At 45.8% G+C, this 17,951-nt stretch carries 15 protein-coding genes and 1 pseudogene; 9 read left to right on the top strand and 7 right to left on the bottom strand.

Features of this window, described 5'->3' with window-relative positions; genetic code table 11:
* Positions 1-49: 49 nt before the first annotated feature.
* The 3 genes from C4K46_RS07295 to C4K46_RS07285 all read right to left on the bottom strand — a co-directional run bounded on the left by C4K46_RS07295 (position 50) and on the right by C4K46_RS07285 (position 1,775).
* Positions 50-508: a threonine/serine exporter family protein gene (locus C4K46_RS07295; protein ID WP_245335161.1), complete on the bottom strand. Its 459-nt coding sequence runs from the start codon at positions 506-508 to the stop codon at positions 50-52.
* Positions 505-1,275, bottom strand: coding sequence for a threonine/serine exporter family protein (locus C4K46_RS07290; protein WP_209628239.1), 771 nt, complete (start codon positions 1,273-1,275; stop codon positions 505-507). Before C4K46_RS07290 ends, C4K46_RS07295 begins: the two co-directional genes overlap by 4 nt.
* Positions 1,276-1,376: 101 nt before the next feature.
* Positions 1,377-1,775: a nuclear transport factor 2 family protein gene (locus tag C4K46_RS07285; RefSeq protein ID WP_209628238.1), complete on the bottom strand. Its 399-nt coding sequence runs from the start codon at positions 1,773-1,775 to the stop codon at positions 1,377-1,379.
* Between the two features lie 128 nt (positions 1,776-1,903).
* Between C4K46_RS07285 and C4K46_RS07280 the strand changes: the two genes are divergently transcribed.
* Positions 1,904-2,248, top strand: a complete 345-nt coding sequence (locus C4K46_RS07280; protein WP_209628237.1) for a winged helix-turn-helix transcriptional regulator — start codon at positions 1,904-1,906, stop codon at positions 2,246-2,248.
* A gap of 61 nt (positions 2,249-2,309) precedes the next feature.
* On the opposite strand, the gene pflB is transcribed toward C4K46_RS07280, so the two are convergent.
* On the bottom strand, positions 2,310-4,628 hold the full coding sequence (gene pflB, locus C4K46_RS07275; protein WP_209628236.1) for a formate C-acetyltransferase: 2,319 nt from the start codon (positions 4,626-4,628) through the stop codon (positions 2,310-2,312).
* A gap of 239 nt (positions 4,629-4,867) precedes the next feature.
* Here pflB and dinB point away from each other — a divergent pair, with 239 nt between their 5' ends.
* Positions 4,868-5,932 carry a DNA polymerase IV gene (gene dinB / locus C4K46_RS07270; RefSeq protein ID WP_209628235.1) on the top strand — a complete coding sequence of 355 codons (1,065 nt, stop codon included), beginning with the start codon at positions 4,868-4,870 and terminating at the stop codon, positions 5,930-5,932.
* Positions 5,933-6,131: 199 nt separating this feature from the next.
* Positions 6,132-8,336 (top strand): SEC10/PgrA surface exclusion domain-containing protein, encoded by a 2,205-nt coding sequence (locus C4K46_RS07265; RefSeq protein ID WP_209628234.1) that lies wholly within the window; start codon positions 6,132-6,134, stop codon positions 8,334-8,336.
* A 316-nt stretch (positions 8,337-8,652) separates the two neighbouring features.
* Here C4K46_RS07265 and recD2 read toward each other — a convergent pair.
* The 3 genes and pseudogenes from recD2 to rnhC all read right to left on the bottom strand — a co-directional run.
* Positions 8,653-10,852: pseudogene (gene recD2 / locus C4K46_RS07260) on the bottom strand (SF1B family DNA helicase RecD2); the annotation flags it as partial.
* Between the two features lie 64 nt (positions 10,853-10,916).
* Positions 10,917-11,525, bottom strand: a complete 609-nt coding sequence (lepB, locus tag C4K46_RS07255; RefSeq protein ID WP_209628232.1) for a signal peptidase I — start codon at positions 11,523-11,525, stop codon at positions 10,917-10,919.
* A 3-nt stretch (positions 11,526-11,528) separates the two neighbouring features.
* Positions 11,529-12,425, bottom strand: a complete 897-nt coding sequence (gene rnhC / locus C4K46_RS07250) for a ribonuclease HIII (RefSeq protein WP_209628231.1) — start codon at positions 12,423-12,425, stop codon at positions 11,529-11,531.
* 265 nt (positions 12,426-12,690) lie between these two features.
* Here rnhC and C4K46_RS07245 point away from each other — a divergent pair, with 265 nt between their 5' ends.
* From C4K46_RS07245 to trxA, 6 genes are all read left to right on the top strand, one after another.
* Complete coding sequence (locus C4K46_RS07245; RefSeq protein WP_209628230.1) at positions 12,691-12,996, top strand: hypothetical protein; 306 nt, start codon at positions 12,691-12,693, stop codon at positions 12,994-12,996.
* Entirely contained in the window at positions 12,993-13,541 is a 549-nt protein-coding gene (locus C4K46_RS07240) for a CvpA family protein (RefSeq protein ID WP_209628229.1), read from the top strand. The genes C4K46_RS07245 and C4K46_RS07240 overlap by 4 nt, the downstream gene beginning before the upstream one ends.
* Before the next feature lie 34 nt (positions 13,542-13,575).
* Complete coding sequence (locus C4K46_RS07235; protein WP_209628395.1) at positions 13,576-15,909, top strand: endonuclease MutS2; 2,334 nt, start codon at positions 13,576-13,578, stop codon at positions 15,907-15,909.
* Between the two features lie 45 nt (positions 15,910-15,954).
* Positions 15,955-16,344: a bleomycin resistance protein gene (locus C4K46_RS07230; protein WP_209628228.1), complete on the top strand. Its 390-nt coding sequence runs from the start codon at positions 15,955-15,957 to the stop codon at positions 16,342-16,344.
* A gap of 43 nt (positions 16,345-16,387) precedes the next feature.
* Positions 16,388-16,759, top strand: coding sequence for a YdeI/OmpD-associated family protein (locus C4K46_RS07225; RefSeq protein WP_209628227.1), 372 nt, complete (start codon positions 16,388-16,390; stop codon positions 16,757-16,759).
* A gap of 704 nt (positions 16,760-17,463) precedes the next feature.
* The gene (trxA, locus tag C4K46_RS07220) at positions 17,464-17,778 is read left to right on the top strand and encodes a thioredoxin (protein ID WP_209628226.1); all 315 of its coding nucleotides are present in this window, start codon (positions 17,464-17,466) and stop codon (positions 17,776-17,778) included.
* Positions 17,779-17,951 lie beyond the last annotated feature (173 nt).

Below are 17,951 nucleotides of genomic sequence, written 5' to 3'. Positions count from 1 at the left end.
TAGGAGGAGGCCAAAAATTTTATTAAGCAGGATAAACAAGTCCCACCAGTCATCCTTTCAGTTTATATCGTCGTTGTTTTTTCATATAACGATAGATTCTCAGGACAATGGCCCCACTAGCCATACCAATCGATACGGCCAGGGCCAAGATGATGACCAGAGTTGCTGAAATGATGGCCTGACTGTAATTACCATTGACAAAGAGAGTAGTAGTCCGATAGGACAGATAGCCAGGCACCAGGGGGGAGAGAATGGCGATGGCAAAGACGATGGTCGGAGTCCTTAGCTTGATACTGACAATCTGACTAATCGAGGAGCCGATGACAGCCGCGATAAAGGTTGCTAGGACTGTATTGGTCGGTTCCTTAAGGAAAAAGTAAATCAGCCAGGTAATCATGCCGACACAGGCGCTGGGGACCAGCATCTGCTTTTGGATATTAAGGACAATCAAGAAGGCCATGATGGCGATGTAGCTAGCGATAGCTTGAAGTAAAAAGGTAATAATCATGATAAGAGTTGATTCATAATAAGGATAGCGAGGGTCGTTCCAGCCCCTAGAGCAAAGATAATCAAGAGGGATTCAAAGAGCTTACTCATACCCGTATTGAGGTGGTTGGTCATCAGGTCCCGGATGGCGTTGGTCAGAGCGATTCCGGGAACAAAGGGCATGACACAGCCAGCCATAATCCAGTCCATGTGGGTAGTAAAACCCGAAAAGCGTGACCATAAAAAGCCGATAAGGGTGAAGCAAAAGGCTCCTGAAAAGGCTGAAACAAAGGGGATTTTCACATTTTTCTCCATAAAGATATAGAGGAGAAAGCCCCAAAAGGTAGCAATGATGGCCCCGATTGCATCGGCCAGGTTGCCCCCGAACATCAAAGTAAAGAAGGGAGCAGCCACCGTAGCCGCTAGCAGAGTTTCCAAGGGCTTATAGGGCAGGGGCTTTTCTTTCAATAGTTGGAGCTCTTGATAGGCTTCTTCTAGGTTGAGCTCGCCACTAGCCAACTGGCGGGAAATCTGATTGACATCGCAGACCTTCTCGATATTATAAGAGGAAGATAAAATCCGTTTCATGCGCGACAGGTTGGTCTGCTCTAGAGAGACAAAGAGGGCAGCCGGCATGGCTAGGACGTTGAGATCCATAATCCCTTGGGAATGGGCAATCCGAATCATGGTATCTTCTACCCGGTAAATTTCCGATCCGCTCTGAATAAGCAGGGTCCCTGCTAGCATGGCAACATCAATCACACGATCTATATGGGTCCGTTCAGTCATGGTCTAATCCTTTATCTGTATTGAATTTTATTATACCAAAAATCAGGATAAGAGAAAAGCCTGCTAGTCGTTAACTAACAGAGCTTTTAGGAGAGTTGAGATTAGCTAGCTCCATTCCAAAATTCATCTTCAATATCTTGGAAAGAAGAGAAGAGCCAAACTTCTTTGATTTTCCCATCTTCTATACGAAACAAATCAATACCATTCATATCTAGTTCTTTACCGTCTGCGCGTGTTCCCACAAAGGTAACATTTGCGGCAACCAAATCTTGATTTTCAGACACCCAATTTGTAATAACTTTAAAGCTACCGTTGGTTTTTGCTGCGAAGCCCCCTAGATGAGGACTAAGGTCTTTTTTTCCGACTATTGTTCCTGATAGTACATGATGACCAGGCTGGTGCCAAATGATGTCGTCTGCCATAGTTGCAAAAACACCATCGAAATCACCAGCAATAAGAGAATTGTTATATTGGTTAAAAATATCCAAGTTTGTTGACATGAGAAAATTCCTCCAAAAATTTTTTATTTATGATACAATTATAGCAACTAGGAAAAAAAGAACAAGTACGCTTTTTTTTGTTAGTAAGTATCAAAAACGATAGTAATGCATTCAAATAAGGAGAAAAAATGTCAAATAAAGTAAGTGAATATGGAATTTGTCCCTTTGCAACGACTCAAAAGGTTCTAACAGGCAAGTGGCCTTTGGTTATCATTTACCAATTAAGCACAGGAACGAAGAGGTTTAATGAACTACAACGATTGTTGCCGGGGATCACTCAGACTATTTTGACTAGGTATTTGCGACAACTAGAGAAAGATAAGATTGTTCAGAGAAAGGTTTATGCCGAGGTCCCACCGAGGGTAGAGTATAGCTTGACAGAGATTGGACATAGCTTTCAGTCGGTCTTAGATGAGATTGAGGACTGGGGGCTGAACTATATCAAAGAATTAGCCATTCAGCCAGATAAGTAAGCATTGAAGTTCATTAAATAAAACAAGTTATCAGCAATGCTGATAACTTGTTTTTGATTGATTATGATAGTGCATCATCCATTGAAAGGACTTCGTGGAAGACACGTTGGGTTAATTCTGTTTTTTGTTCTGGTGTTAGGTACTTGGTGTTGACACAGTAGCCAGAGATACGAACGATAACGTCCTCACCAGCCATAATCTTTTCGTAAACGTCTTGGAGGTCCATTACGTTTAGGTTGACGTGTTGGCCACCATTTTCAAAGTAACCGTCCAGAATAGTTACCAGGTTGTCGACTTGCTCTTCCCGAGTCTTACCAAGGGCCCGAGGGGATACTTGGGTAGTCAGTGAGATACCGTCAGCAGCGTAACCAAAATCAAGACTTGCTAGAGAGTTCAGGTTTTGCAACCAGCCACCTTTTGCCTTGTTAGATGGGTTAGCTCCTGGTGAGAAGAACTCTAGTTGACTAGTATTAACTGTACCATCTTCATTGAGGTAAACTCCACGGTGAACTGGTGAATTACCAGTTTGTTTAGAGTAGGCTACGTTTGAAGTGATGGTCAAAAGTGATACAGTCGCTTCAGCGTTCTTGTAGAGCTTGTGGCTACGCAAACGAGTAGTATAAGCCTCAATCAACCATTCAGCCAATTCGTTTGAGCGAGGGTCATCTTCACCCCAACGAGGGTAGTCACCAATAGTTTCGTAGTCGTAGATGTAGCCATCTTCGTCACGGATTGGTTTAACAGTCGCATACTTGATAGCTGACAGGGTATCAACTGTATTGGCAAAACCACAGATACCAAATCCCATGTTGGCCCGGTGGTGAGTTGGCAGGAAGGCCATTTGGGCTGCCTCGTAGTTGTACTTATCAGTCATGTAGTGGATGATGTTGAGGGCATCTACATAGGTATCGGTCAACCAGTCAAGGGATTTTTCAAAGTTTTCTTTTACAGATTCAAATTCCAGCACTTCATCACGGATAGGATCAATATCAAAGACCTTGTAGTCCTTGTGGACATCGTCATATCCACCGTTAAGACCTGTCAGAAGGGCTTTAAGCACGTTTACCCGAGCACCGAAGTATTGGATATTGTGGCGTTGGTCCTCATTTTCTGGGTCTAGTGGAGACACACAGCAGGAGATACAGCTCATTTCACCGTAACCGTCCTTGGCCATAGTAGTCACCCCTTCGTATTGGATAGAAGAGTGCTTGTGGCTCATGTGCATGCAGTAGTGACGGAAGGCATATGGCAACTGGTCAGTCCAAAGGACAGTCAAGTTAGGCTCTGGTGAGTTACCAACATTGTCAAGGGTGTTGAGGAAACGGTAGTCCATCTTGGTAACCCGGTGACGACCATCAGCTCCCATACCAGCCATAGATGTTGTGATAAAGGTTGGGTCTCCTGAGTAAAGTTGGTCATAAGCCTTGGTACGAGCAAATTTCACAGTACGGAGTTTCAAAACGAAGTCGTCAACAAATTCTTGGATTTCGCTTTCAGTATAGGTGCCGCGAGCAAGGTCACGTTCAGCGTAGATATCTAGAACGATTGGCACCCGACCAAGAGAGGTTGCAGCTCCGTTGATAACCCGAGCAGTTGCCATAAAGGCAATGTTGGTCCATTGGATGGCTTCTTTAGTATCAAAGGCTGGACGGCGAACATCCACTCCGTAAAGGTCACCCAACTTAACCACTTCAGCCAGGGCTTGGTGTTGGAGGTTGATTTCTTCACGCAGACGGATAGTTTCTTCGTCGATTTCGGTTAAGGCATTCCAGTCTCTCACCTTTTCAGCCATCAGGTAGTCAGCTCCATAAAGGGCTAGACGAGCGTAAACCCCGATAATCCGACCACGAGAGTAAGCATCAGGTAGCCCAGTTACAGTGTGGGCGTGGCGGGCACGACGGATGTTTGAAGTGTAGGCTCTAAAGATACCATCGTTTACGGTAGTTGCATACTTAGTAAAGATTTCATGCAATTTAGCGTCTGGCTCATAGCCATTTTCCTTCAAAGTAGTTTCAGCCATGCGGATTCCACCCTTAGGCATAAAGCTGAGGCGGAAGAGCTCAGAGTTTTGAAGACCGAAAATCACTTCGTTATCCTTGTCGATATAGCCGGCAGGAATGTCAGCGATAGATGCTACGCGGTCTGTATCCATTGGGAAACGAGTTTCTTCATAATGAGCTTTTGTTTCCTCAATAATTTTCTTAATGTGAAGTGAGCGTTCAGTAGGACCTGCTAGGAAACTTTCGTCTCCATCATAAGGAGTGTAGTTGGCTTGAACAAAGCGAGAAACACTGGCTTTTTCTCTCCAGTCATCTCCCTTAAAACCTTCCCAAGCCTTGTCAAAAATATCTTGTGCTTCGACAACAGTTTTAACAACCATCTTAAATCCTCTTAAATCTTTCTAGTAACAAGCAACTGTTACATTTATATTTACAGTATAACATACAGAAACCGTTTCCACAAAAGCTTTCTGACAAGTTGAGGATTTTCTTTTATAATACAGTTTCAAAATGTCAAGTATTTTGTACTATATTTTTAGGCAGGAGAAAATCCCCCCTAAAAAAGCAGAAAAAGAGTATAATAAAAATAGAAAATTTCCTTAGAAAGGCTGCAAAAGAGATGCTCATCTTTCCCCTTATCAATGATACATCTAGAAAAATCATTCATATTGATATGGATGCCTTTTTTGCGGCTATTGAGGAGCGCGACAATCCTAGCCTGAAAGGTCAGGCTGTTATTATCGGCCAGGATCCTAGACTAAGTGGGGGACGAGGGGTAGTCTCCACCTGCAACTATGAGGCCAGAAAGTTCGGTGTTCATTCAGCCATGAGCTCCAAGGAAGCCTACGAGCGCTGTCCCCAAGCCATTTTTATCTCGGGCAACTATGAAAAATACCAAAAGGTTGGCTTGGAGATTCGGGAGATTTTCAAGCGCTATACCGACTTAATCGAACCCCTGAGTATTGATGAGGCCTATCTGGATGTGACCGAAAATAAACTCGGACTCAAATCAGCAGTCAAGATAGCCCGTCTGATTCAGCACGATATTTGGAATGAACTGGGTCTGACTAGCTCGGCAGGCGTCTCCTATAATAAATTTTTGGCCAAGCTGGCCAGTGACTATGAAAAGCCCCATGGCTTGACGGTGATTCGACCCCAAGAAGCCCAAGACTTCCTGGTCAAGCTGGATATTGCTAAATTTTACGGGGTGGGAAAAAAGACTGTCCAGAAACTGCATGAAATGAAGGTCTATACAGGAGCTGACCTGCTCCAAATCCCGGAAATGACCCTGATTGACCAGTTTGGTCGCTTTGGCTATGACCTCTATCGCAAGGCCAGAGGGATAAGTAATTCGGCCGTCAAGAGCGACCGGATTCGTAAATCTATTGGTAAGGAGCGGACCTATGCCAAGCTCCTTTATAAGGAAGAGGACATTGAAAAAGAGCTAGACCTGCTGGCTCAAAAGGTAGCGGTCAGTTTGGAAGGCCATCAAAAGCTAGGCAAGACCCTGATTTTGAAAATTCGCTATGCTGACTTTTCGACCCTAACCAAAAGACGGAGCTTGGACTTGGCCACAGCTGATTCCAAGGTCATGAGTGATTTGGCAGGGGACCTCTTTGCAGAGCTGGGTGATCCAGGACGGGGAATCCGCCTTCTGGGTCTGACCATGACCAATCTACATTAACCACTAGCCTTCTTTATAGAAAGAAGACCGAACTTCATTATAAATACTTATTTATTCAGGGTTTCCCAATGATTTATCAGCAAGGAGCAGGTGGAGAAAATCTATTTTTTCAGCTCTCTTGCCGGTTTTTGATTGACAAGGCTAGGAAAAAACCATTATAATATGTGATAGTATTATTTTTTTGAAAAAGGGGATTTTTATGAATAAGATAAAAACCAGTCTGATTGCCAGTTCTGCCCTGCTTGCTACAGCAAGTCTAGGAGCAGCGACTACTGTCCAAGCGGATGAAGTGGCTGAACAAGCGCCCGTAGCTAAAAGCCCAGCGCCGGTTAGCCTAGAAGAGCAAGGTAAGCTTGTTGAAGCAAGTAAGCAAGCGGCAGATGAGGCCAAGGCTCAAGCAGACAAGGCTCAGGCAGCCTTGAACCAAGCTCAAAGCGACTCAAACAATGCCACTGCTGAAAATATCGAAAAGGCCAAGGCTGCAATCCCAGCAGCAGAAGCCAAGGTAGCACCAGCAGAGGCGGCCCTAACAGAAGCTCAAAAAGCTGTTCAGACAGCCCAAGCGGCTCAAACAGCCCAAGAGGCTAAGGTGGCTGAAGCTGATAAAAAAGTAGCTAGCGACCAGGAAGAAGTCAAGGCAGCCCAAGCAGCTGTGGACCAAGCCCAAGCAGCAGTTGACGGTCAACTGGAAACTCCAGCAGTCAAAGAAGCCAAGGCTCAAGTTGATGCGGCCAAGGCAGGAGTTGCAGGACGGGAAGTTGAGTTAGCAGCAGCCCAAAAGGCAGATGCAGAGCGTCAAGACAAGATTGCCAAGGCCAAGGAAGCGGTAGCCGCAGCTGAAAAAGATGTCGCAGCCAAGCAAGCAGTTGTCAATAGTTTCAACCAGGTCAGAAATACTTTGAGCCTTTCTAAGGCCTATGTTGACGCCATGAATGGGCCTAAGGTAGGCTCAAGCGCTCTTAGCCCAGAAAATGGTGAAATTCTGACTAGAGAGTCTGAAACCCTTAAAAATAGCAATAACTATGTCAGCAACCCAGATGACACAAAGAGAGTTTATAATATCAACAATCTACCGCAAGATGTTCTGATGGAGCTCAACTACTATACTCAGGATTTAATCAACCAGGTTCATAAGCAGATTGGCTCAGCTGAGGCTGTCCTGACTCAAAATATGGTAGATTATTCAGCAGCCCTAGCTAAGGCAGCCCAAGAACAACGCTATTCTCAAGATGCTGGAATTTCTCATAATAGGCCTGTTAATGTCGACTCAGAGACTAGAACTAAATACGGCCTAGATAACTATGGTCTCCTACCAGCCTCCACCAACCAAGTTTGGGACTATAAGCGTCTGGACGCTAAGGAAAATATTTCAGTGGATGAGCTTAAACGGAATATCTATGATGTTCTTAAGCATCAACTATTTGAAAAAGCTGCTGCTACCAACCCTTGGATTCTTGCCCAAAAGATAACTGGTACCCTAGATAATCAAAAGAGTGGGGCTTATATGGGGGTTGCCTTTGCTAGCAACGGAACCATCAACCAAGTTCTAATCAACTATGTCGGTGCTTCTTCTAGCCAGGTCAAAGACAAGTCTAAATTTGGCACAGTCCTTAAAAATCCAAATGCAATCAGCCAAGATGAGGCAGATGCAGCCCGGACAGCCCTGGCTCAGGCAGAGTCAAATCTGGCCCAAAGCAAGCGCAACTTGGAAGAAGCCCAAAAGGGAATTGATGAAACACCAGCAGCTCAAAGCCGTTTGGACAAGGCCAAGGAAGAGTTGACCAAGGCTGAAGCTAACTATAACAAGGTTTATCAAGAAGCTAAGGACGCAGCTTCCGCAGATGAAAAGGCCAAATTAGCAGCCCTTGAAACCGCTCAAAAAACCTTAGAAGGCAAAAAGGCTACTCTGGCAGCCAGCCAAGTCCAAGCCCAGGACGAAAAGACCAAGCTGGATACCCTTAAGGCTCAAACTGCAGAAGCCCAAGGCAAACTTGCCCAAGCTCAAACCGCTCTGGACAGTGCCAAGCAGGCTGTTGAAGATGCCAAAGACTACCTCAACCGCTTAGAAAATGCGCCAGCCCTCCTAGAGGCAGCCCAAAAGGCTCTGGCAGCAGCTCAAGCTGACTTAGCTCAAAAAGAGGCTGTTTATCAAAGAGAACTAGCTGTCCTCAATGCCCTTAAGGCAACAGAAGCAAGTCAAGGCCAATCAGTAGTCCAAGGCCTAGCTAACCGGACTCGCCCACAAAATCTTGATCCAAGAAACCAAAGAGAGAATGGTTTCCCACCAAGAGCAAGTAGAAGATTGCCAGCAACAGGTCAAAAGACCTCAGGTGCAGCCCTAGCAGGCCTGACTATCCTCAGCCTATTAGGACTAGCTAGCTTCAAACGCAAAAAAGCAGAATAAGATTCATTGAAACGGTTCTTTGTCAACTGTAGCGGGTGACAAAGAGCCAGTAAAAGAGGTTAGAGACAAAAGTCTCTAACCTCTTTTTTGAAAATGGTGAAAGCAGTTGAGCTTTTTAGCTTCTGGCCTAGTCAACTGCTTTTATTTTGCCCAGTTTTTCCGAAAATTTCCTGGATATCCTCTTTTTGAATCCCAATCATGGGGTCGATTTGTTCCAGATTATTGGCGGTTAGGACAGGGTTTTGCAGGGCCTGGGGCTTGCTTTCAAGAGTTATTGAAGGCGTGTGGTCCTCTAGACTAGTCAGCCTTGATTGGGCAAAGCGTTGGACCAGATAGGTCTTGCGGCCAGTTCCTGTATTATTGACGGCATAGTCAAAGGCCTCGTACTGACCCAGAAGGATTAGCTTGCTCTTGGCCCGGGTGATAGCGGTGTAGATGAGATTGCGCTGGAGCATGCGGTGGCTGCTGGAAGTGATTGGCAGGAGAATAACGGGAAATTCGCTCCCCTGGGACTTATGGATACTCATGGCATAGGCCAGGCGAATCTTGTACCATTCATTGCGGGGATAGCTAACCTCATTGCCGTCAAAATCAATGATTAGCTCATCTTGCTTGGAGTCGCTGTACTTGGCGGGTAGGAGGTCGGTGATTTTTCCGACATCTCCATTAAAGACATTTCTTTCGGCGTCATTGATCAGATGGATAAGCCGGTCCCCTTGCCGGTATTGGCTGTCGGCTGTTTCAAAGTGAAGCTGTCCTTCTTGGATTGGATTGACCAGGTCTTGGACCAGTTTGTTAAGTTGGTCGATTCCTGCGGCGCCACGGTACATGGGTGCTAGAATCTGAATATCAGATGGAGCCAGGCCACTGCGGATAGCAGCAGCGATAATCTTTTCAATCATGACTGGGATATGTTGGCTTTCGGCCTCGAAGTAAGAGCGGTCTGCTTTTTTGTCCCTAAAGTCAGCGGGCAGGTTTCCCGCCTTGATTTGACTAGCCAGGGTGACAATGGTTGAGTCCTCGCTTTGGCGATAGATTTTCTCTAATCGGACCTGGGGCAGGCCCTCAATGGTCAGGAGGTCGGCCAAGACCTGGCCAGGGCCGACAGAAGGGAGCTGGTCTGCATCACCAACGATAATCAGCTGGCTCTTGCTGGAGATATTAGCCAAAAGTTGGTTGGCTAGCCAGGTATCGACCATGGAAAATTCATCGACAATGATTAAGTCGGCATCGAGATAGTCGCTGAGGTGGGCTTCCTCATCATCACCAGTCATGGCTAGATGGCGGTGGATGGTGGCGCTGGCTAGGCCGGTCAGCTCATTCATGCGCCTAGCGGCTCGGCCAGTAGGTGCAGCCAGTAGAATGGGCAGGTCAGGCTCTTTTAAGTCTAGTTTGTGGAGTTTGGCGTAGCTGGCAATCAGACCCCGAATAACGGTTGTTTTCCCCGTTCCTGGTCCTCCGGTTAGAAAGAAGACCTTGTTGGTGAGGGCCTGGGCTACGGCTTGTTTTTGGGCCTGGTCGTAGTGGATGCCTAGCTCGGTCTGGACCTGGTCAATGACCTCTTGAATCCTTTGAGGGCTGACTTCCAAATCGGTCTTTTGAGCCAGGATTCTTAGGAGGTTGCTGGCAATCCCCTCTTCTGAAAAATAGAGGGAATTATCGAAGATTCGGCTGTCCTCGGTCTGGACCTTGTCCTCGGCAATAAGGTTGCTGAGCTCATCAGCGACTAGGACAGGATCCAGCTCGATTTGCCGGCTTTCCTCCAGGAGGCTGAGGCTATCCTCTAGTAAATCCCGGGCCTCGACAAAGGTATCGCCTCTTTCCATGGATAGCTGGAGCAAGCAATGGCTAAGGCCAGCTCGGAAACGCTGGGGGGAGTCGGCAGCAATGCCCAACTTTTCAGCCAGGCGGTCGGCCAGGGTAAAGCCTAGACCTTGGATATCCTCGGCTAGCTGGTAGGGATTGTTCTCGATAATATTGAGGCTCTCTTCCTTATAGTAATCCTGAATCTGAAAGGCTAGCTTATTGGGAATGCCGTATTCGGCTAGCTTGGCTAGGATACGTTCAGCCCCATAATTAGCCTCTAGCTTGGCTACAAAGGCGGTTCGCTTGGCCTTGGAAAAGCCCTTGATTTTTTTGAGGCGCTCAGGGTCAGCCAAAATCTTGTCAATAGTTTCATCTCCATAGAGGTCCACGATTTTCTGGGCGGTCTTTTGCCCAATTCCCTTGAAATGCTCACTAGAAAAATACTTGACCAAGCCCTGGCTACTAGGCTTGCTCTTTTCATAACGGCTGATTTTCAGCTGTTCCCCATACTTGGGGTGATGGATGAGCTCGCCCCAAAATTGGTAGTCCTCACCTTCTAGGACCTCGGCCATATTGCCAGTAACAATGATTTCAAAGTCAGTAAAGTCCTCCGCATCCGTTTCCTGGATGTCCAAGACGAGGATCCGGAAAAAATTGCTGGGGTTTTCAAAGATAATCCGCTCGATTGTTCCCGAGAAGAAAAATTCCATAACTGTCCTCTTTTTTGTGCTAAAAAAGGAGGTCGGCTCGGCTTAGCTAGCCAGACCTTGCTCCTTAAAAGGTTCCGATTTTATTGAGTGGCCAGAAGCGGAGGACGGTTTCGCCCTCGATTTGGTCTTTTTTAAAGGTACCAACCTGGCGGCTGTCCTTGGAGACGATGCGATCATCTCCTAGAAGGAGGTATTCGCCTTCTGGAACTTCAATGGTAAAGCTGGCTTGACCTTCTGCATTTTGCGTGAAAGCATTGGCCTGCTGGGCCAAATCCTTAAAGAATTGGTTGTAGGAGTAGGTAGACTGCAACTTATCTTCCTTGAATTTTTTCAGATAGTCGGCGAGATAAGGCTCGTCGGTCTTTTTACCGTTGATATAGAGCTGGTCGTTATCATAGCGAATCTGATCTCCCGGCATACCGATGACCCGCTTGACAATCCGCTTGTCCTTGCCAGCCTCATCTTTTTCCTTGGCTACAACTACATCGAAACGATCGATAGGGAGGTGGCGCAATTCGAGGAGATATTCTCCATTGGCCAGGGTTGGGTCCATAGAGTGGCCGTCCACTCGAACGGGTGACCAAAAGAGGAAGCGAGAGAGTAAGAAGAGTCCCATAAAGAAGAGGAAGAGCCCCCATTCTTTCATAAAACTTTTAAAACTGAACTTTTTCATGATTTACCTTTCTAAAAGAGCCTTGGCTTTTTCTGTGTTTTTAAAGTGGAGTTTGGCACTGCGGGCTAGGCCCTCCATTCCTAGGGAAGCCAGGATTTGGCTGGCTATTTGATCACTTTTTTTACCAGCCCCGCTAGGCAGACGAAAGCCCAAATCCTGGCTAAGCTGGTCTAGATTTTCCAAAAAGAGGCTTCTAGCGATAATTGAGCTGACAGCAACGGCCAGATATTTCCCCTCGGCCTTTTCTTCCAGACTGACAGGGTTGGGAAAATGATTGCGCTCTTTTTTCAGATAGTTCTGGTAGTTTCTAGTCGTGGTAAAGGCGTCAATAACGATTTTTTCTGGCTGGACTCCCCTTTCTAGGAGAAGGTAGATGGCTTGATTATGCAGGGCCACCTTGACGGAAACGGCATTGTAACCTGAGGCGATTACCTCATTGTACTTGCTGGGTGATAAGAGCAAGGCCTGATGGGGAATTTCCTGCTTTAGAAGGGGGGCCAGTTGGCGAATTTTCTGATCAGTTAGGGTCTTGGAATCCCCTACCCCCAGACTTCTCAGCCAGCCCTCCTGGTCTGGTTGGGTAAAGGAAGCAACGACGGCCAAACCGCCAAAGTAGGAACCATTGCCCACCTCGTCCGTCCCAATCAGGGCTAGAGCCTGACTTTGGCTGCTTGCTTGCTCCACTTGTGGCTCTGCTTGATAGCCTAGGTCTAGGGCATAATGGCTAGCCTTGGCTCCCTGGAGCAGGACCTTGCCCGACTGGTAGACGCTGACACTAGCTCCAGGAAGCTTGAAAAAATGCTTCATATAGGGATTTTTACTAGGGGCCAAGTCTTTTTGATGTTTCTGAATAAAGGCCTCCAGCAAGTCTCTTGCTGGGCTTAAACTAATACTGTCCATGCTATCTATTGTACCATAAAAAGCCCAGACTGACTTAAATCATCTTTGCTTTAAAGGGCCAGCTCTAGAAAAAATCAGCTAGGTCAGTTGACATCTTGAGGGCTGACAGAAATCGGGACAGGAAAAAAGGAAAGCAGGATAGAGTTCTAAGTCGAGGGGAAGAAAGCTAGGAAAAATAGGCAGAAAGCCCTACTTTGTTAGCCCCTCTATCTCTTTTGGCCTGACAAAAATCTGGATTTTTGGTATAATATCATGAGGTGATTTTATGGCAAATTTGAATCGATATAAGTTTACATTCGGAAAAAAAACATTAACCCTGACTACAGGACATGATAATCTTTTTATGGAAGAGGTCGAAAAGGTGGCCAAGGAAAAATACCAGGCCATCAAGGAGCGTATGCCTAATGCAGATGATGAGACCCTGGCTATCCTTCTTGCTATCAATAGTCTGTCCACCCAGCTCAATCGTGAAATCGAGTTTGATGACAAGGAAAAAGAATTGGACCGCTTGCGGCAGAAGGCCTTGAGCGATTTGCGTGGAAAATCTATTAGCAAAGAGGGAAGAGCATGATTTCAATTCTCATATTGCTGATTTTGGCCTGGGCCTTTTATATCGGCTATTCAAGAGGTCTGGTCCTTCAGGTCTATTACAGCTTGGCGGCCCTTATTTCCATGCTTTTGGCTGGCCAATTTTACCAAGGTCTGGCTTCCTTTTTAAGTCTATGGGTCCCCTATGCTAGCGCAACACAAGGATCCTCCACCTATTTCTTTCCCAACAACCTACTCTTTCAATTGGACAAGGTTTTTTATGCTGGCCTAGCCTACCTACTTCTCTTTAGCTTCTTTTATAGTCTGGCCCGCTTTTTGGGAATCTTTATCCACCTCATTCCCAAGGGTTCAACTGAGTCCACGAGCTTGAATATTACAGGAGGAATCTTGGCTGTCCTAGTAGCCCTCTTTAGCCTTCAGATGTGCCTGACGATTTTGGCAACCATTCCCATGAGCCTGATTCAAGACCAGCTAAATGCTAGTGGTCTGGCTCGTTTTATTATTAACCATACCCCGCTTACATCAGGTCTCTTAAGGGACCTTTGGCTAACAAAAATAATTGGGTAAGAGCCTGGCTCTTGCTCTTTTTCGTAGGAGAATGATGAACAATAAGATTTTAGCAACCCTAGAGTTTGACAAGGTCAAGGCCTTGTTTAGCCCCTATTTACAAACCGAGCAGGGCCAACTAGAATTGGCCCAACTCCAACCAGCCAACCAGGCTTCAAGGATTGAGCAGGCCTTCTTGGAAGTCAAGGACTTGCAGCAGATTTTAATAGAGGAACCGCATTTTACTCTGGCGGCCATCAAGGACATAGCAGGGCCTGTCAAGCGCTTGGAACTTGAGACTGATCTCAATATCGAGGAGCTCTTGAAAATCAAGCAAGTATTAGCTGTTAGCCATCGGCTCAAGGATTTTTATGAGGAGCTCGAAAATGTTCGTCTACATAGCCTTGACCGCCTTTTTGAAAATCTGGTCAGCTTCCCCCAGCTCCAAGGGAGTTTGGAAGCGATTAGCAATCGAGGCTTGATTGAAGATTTTGCTAGTGAGGACTTGCTTAAGATTCGGCGCAAGATTCGGGAGAAGGAGAGCGAAGCCCGCCAGATTTTACAGGATATTTTAAAAAATCAAGGCCATCTCCTGGCTGACCAGGTCTTGGCCAGTCGCAATGGTCGCCAGGTTTTACCGGTGAAAAATACCTATCGCAATCGCTTTGCTGGGGTGGTCCACGATATTTCAGCCAGTGGAAATACCGTCTATATTGAGCCTAGAGCCCTGGTGGCTATCAATGAGCTAATCTCCAATTACAAGGCAGATGAAAGTTATGAGTGCCTGCGCATCTTGCAGGACTTGTCCAATCTCCTTAGGCCCCATGCAGCCATTTTGGCCAATAATGCTTGGATTATCGGTCATTTGGATTTGGTCTTAGCCAAAATCAGCTTTATGCGAGCCAAGGGAGGCCAGATTCCTGACCTAGCTCAGGAAGGAGACATCCAACTGCTCCAAGTCCGCCATCCCCTGATTGAGCAGGCAGTAGCCAATGACCTGCATTTTGATGCAGACTTGCAGGCTCTTTTGATTACCGGTCCCAATACGGGGGGGAAGACCATTATGCTCAAGACCCTGGGGCTGGCCCAGCTTATGGCCCAGTCTGGCCTACCAATCCTGGCAGAGGCTGGCAGTCGGGTTGGCCTCTTTCGAGAAATATTTGCGGACATCGGTGATGAGCAGTCGATTGAGCAAAGTCTGTCCACCTTTTCGGGTCACATGACCAATATTGTTTCCATTTTAGAAAGAGCAGGAGACCAAGATTTGGTCCTTCTGGATGAATTGGGGGCAGGGACAGATCCTCAAGAGGGGGCCAGTCTGGCCCTAGCAATCCTAGAGGACCTGCGCCTCCGGCAAATCAAGACTATGGCCACCACCCATTATCCTGAACTTAAGGCCTATGGGATAGAGACTGCCGGGGTGCAAAATGCTAGCATGGAATTTGATACAGCTAGTTTACGTCCGACCTATCGCTTTATGCAGGGAGTCCCTGGCCGCAGCAATGCCTTTGAAATTGCTCGGCGTCTGGGTCTGACTGCTTGGATTGTCAATCAGGCCCAAGACTTGATGACCACAGATAGTGATGTTAATCGGATTATCGAGCAGCTGGAGGAAGATAGTCTAGAAAGCCGAAAGCGCCTGGACAATATTCGCCAGGTTGAGCAGGAAAATCTCAAATTTAATCGTGCTTTGAAAAAGTTGTATAATGAGTTTAACCGCGAAAAGGAAAATGAGCTGGGCAAGGCCCGCAAGGAAGCCCAGGAAATTGTAGATTTGGCTCTAACAGAGAGTGAGAGCATTCTAAAAGAACTGCACGATAAGGCCAGTCTCAAACCCCATGAAATCATCGAGGCCAAGGGCCAGCTCAAGAAACTAGTACCCGCGGGCCCAGACTTGTCCCAAAACAAGGTCTTGAAACAGGCCAAGAAAAAACGGGCGCCAAAAATTGGCGATGAAATTATGGTCACTAGCTACGGCCAGCGTGGTAGCCTGACCAAGCAGCTCAAGGACGGCCGCTGGGAGGCCCAGGTTGGCTTGATTAAGATGACTCTGGCAGAAGATGAGTTTAACCTCCTTAAGGCTGAAAAAGAAGAGGCCCCTAAGAAGAAACAGGTCCATGTCGTCAAGCGGACCAATACTTCTGGTCCGCGGGCCCGCCTTGATTTACGAGGCAAGCGCTACGAAGAAGCCATGCGCGAGTTAGACGAGTTTATCGACCAAGCCCTGCTCAACAATCTAGCCCAAGTGGACATTATCCACGGAATTGGAACGGGTGTCATTCGCGAGGGCGTGACCAAGTATCTGCGTCGCAACAAGCAGGTCAAGTCTTTTGGCTATGCTCCCCAAAATGCTGGTGGCTCTGGTTGCACCATTGCGGTATTTAAGTAGCCATTTGCTTTTTGTAGATAGAGTGGAATGATTGGAGGACATATTATGGAATTTAAGGAACTAATCCCCGAATTATCTGTCTTTGATATTAGACAAACTCAGGATTTTTATGAAACATTAGGTTTTAAAGTAGAATATGAACGAAAGGCAGACAAGTTTGTTTTTATGTCTTTTCAAGGCAGCCAGTTTATGTTTGAGCAAATCCACGATGATGGCTGGAATATTGGTGAGTTAGAATATCCATTGGGGCGAGGCATTAACTTTTCCATTGCTGCCGATAATGTCGAAGAGCTCTATCAAACGGTTAAAAATGAACAAATAGAGATTTACAGAGAGTTGACCAGAACTTCTTATCAAGTCCAAGGTGGCGTAGAAGAACAAATCGAGTTTCTCATTCAAGACCCCAACGGTTATCTATTAAGATTTACAAATTGATAGGTCGTGGTTTGTGGCATACTAGAAAATAGAGGGACCTTAGATGAAACAATTAGATGAATTGCACGAAAATTTGCCTATCATATCATACGAAACAAGCGGTGAGTTACATGATTGGTTACTAGAAAATGAAAATAAATCCGACGGGATATGGGTGAGGATATATAAGACAAAAAGCAAGGTAAAATCTATCACTTTTCATGAAGTGCTGGAAGAAGGTTTGTGTTTTGGATGGAGTGAAAGTCTTAGGCATTCCTATGATGATTTGTCCTATTTGCAGAAATTTACACCGAGAAAAGGGAAGCAGACTCAATCAGAACGCAACTTAAATCTAGTTAAAAAATTAGAGAGTGAAAATAGAATGAGACCGTCAGGCTATCTTGCACTTGGATTGAAGAAGCCAATGTCGAAATAAAAAACAAGGGCAAACTGGGTTGATAAGGCGAAGCTTGTGCGGTACCCTCGTTTTTCGACATTTTCCAAGCAAAACGATCATTTTTGCTTGAAAAATTAGTGCAAACTGTAGAAAGAGCACGCTAATGACTTTCGTTTCAGAGCATTGCGTTTCGCAATAGCGATGAAGCAGTCTGCTAACGGGCTTTGTATCTTGTAATTGAATTCGAGCTAAAATCCTAGTAAAAAAGACTCGCTCTCCTTGCTTCATGGAAGAAGCATCAACCTCCCTATTTTTATAAGGATTTCTTGACGCCCTTAGTATCTTAGAAATTGAACACGCCCTAAAAACTTCGGAAAAATCACGAATGAAAGAGTTGTGACTTTAAAACGCAGTTGCTCGCAACTCCTGTTCGGCCTCCTATTTTTCTCTCGTTTTTCGACATTTTTCAAGCAAAACGATAATTTTTGCTTGAAAAATTAGTGCAGACTGTAGAAAGGGCACGCTAGTGGCTTTCGTTTCAGAGCATTGCGCCTAGCAATAGCGATGAAGCAGTCTGCTAACGGGCTTTGTATCTTAGCGTAGCACTAAAAGATTTGGAAAATTGCGGAGGGAGCTTGCGACCGTAGCAAATATTTTGCAAATTGCTTCTTTTGGTGTAGAATATTGTCATAAAACTAATAGAAGGTTAGATTCTTTGGGAATCTAATAAAGGAGATGAATTTATGGTAGTAGCTGTTACTGATGCAAATTTTGTTGAAGAAACAAAAGAAGGTTTGGTCTTGATTGACTTTTGGGCAACCTGGTGTGGTCCATGTCGCATGCAGGCACCTATCTTGGAGCAACTAGCTGATGAGCTTTCTGAAGATGAACTAAAAATCGTTAAGCTTGATGTGGATGAAAACCCCAATACTGCGCGTGAATTTGGCATTATGTCAATTCCAACCCTTATCTTTAAAAAAGATGGCCAAGTGGTCAAGCAAGTAGCCGGTGTTCATACCAAGGAGCAACTTAAGGCCCTAGTCACTGAATTAAGCTAAATATAAATAAAATAAAAACTCTCGCTGTATCGGGAGTTTTTGCTTGTCCTAGATTATGGTATAATAAGGGAGAGTTGCGGTTTTAAGATACCTAGTCGCAAAGAGTCAGATGCTCGGAAAATCCAGACCCTAAATAATAGATGCTTGAAGGCTAATCACAAGCAGTTTAACTA

Source organism: Streptococcus oricebi (assembly GCF_017883985.1).
GTDB lineage: Bacteria > Bacillota > Bacilli > Lactobacillales > Streptococcaceae > Streptococcus > Streptococcus oricebi.
The sequence above is the reverse complement of the archived record's forward strand: the minus strand, read 5'-3'. Positions and strand labels throughout refer to the sequence as shown.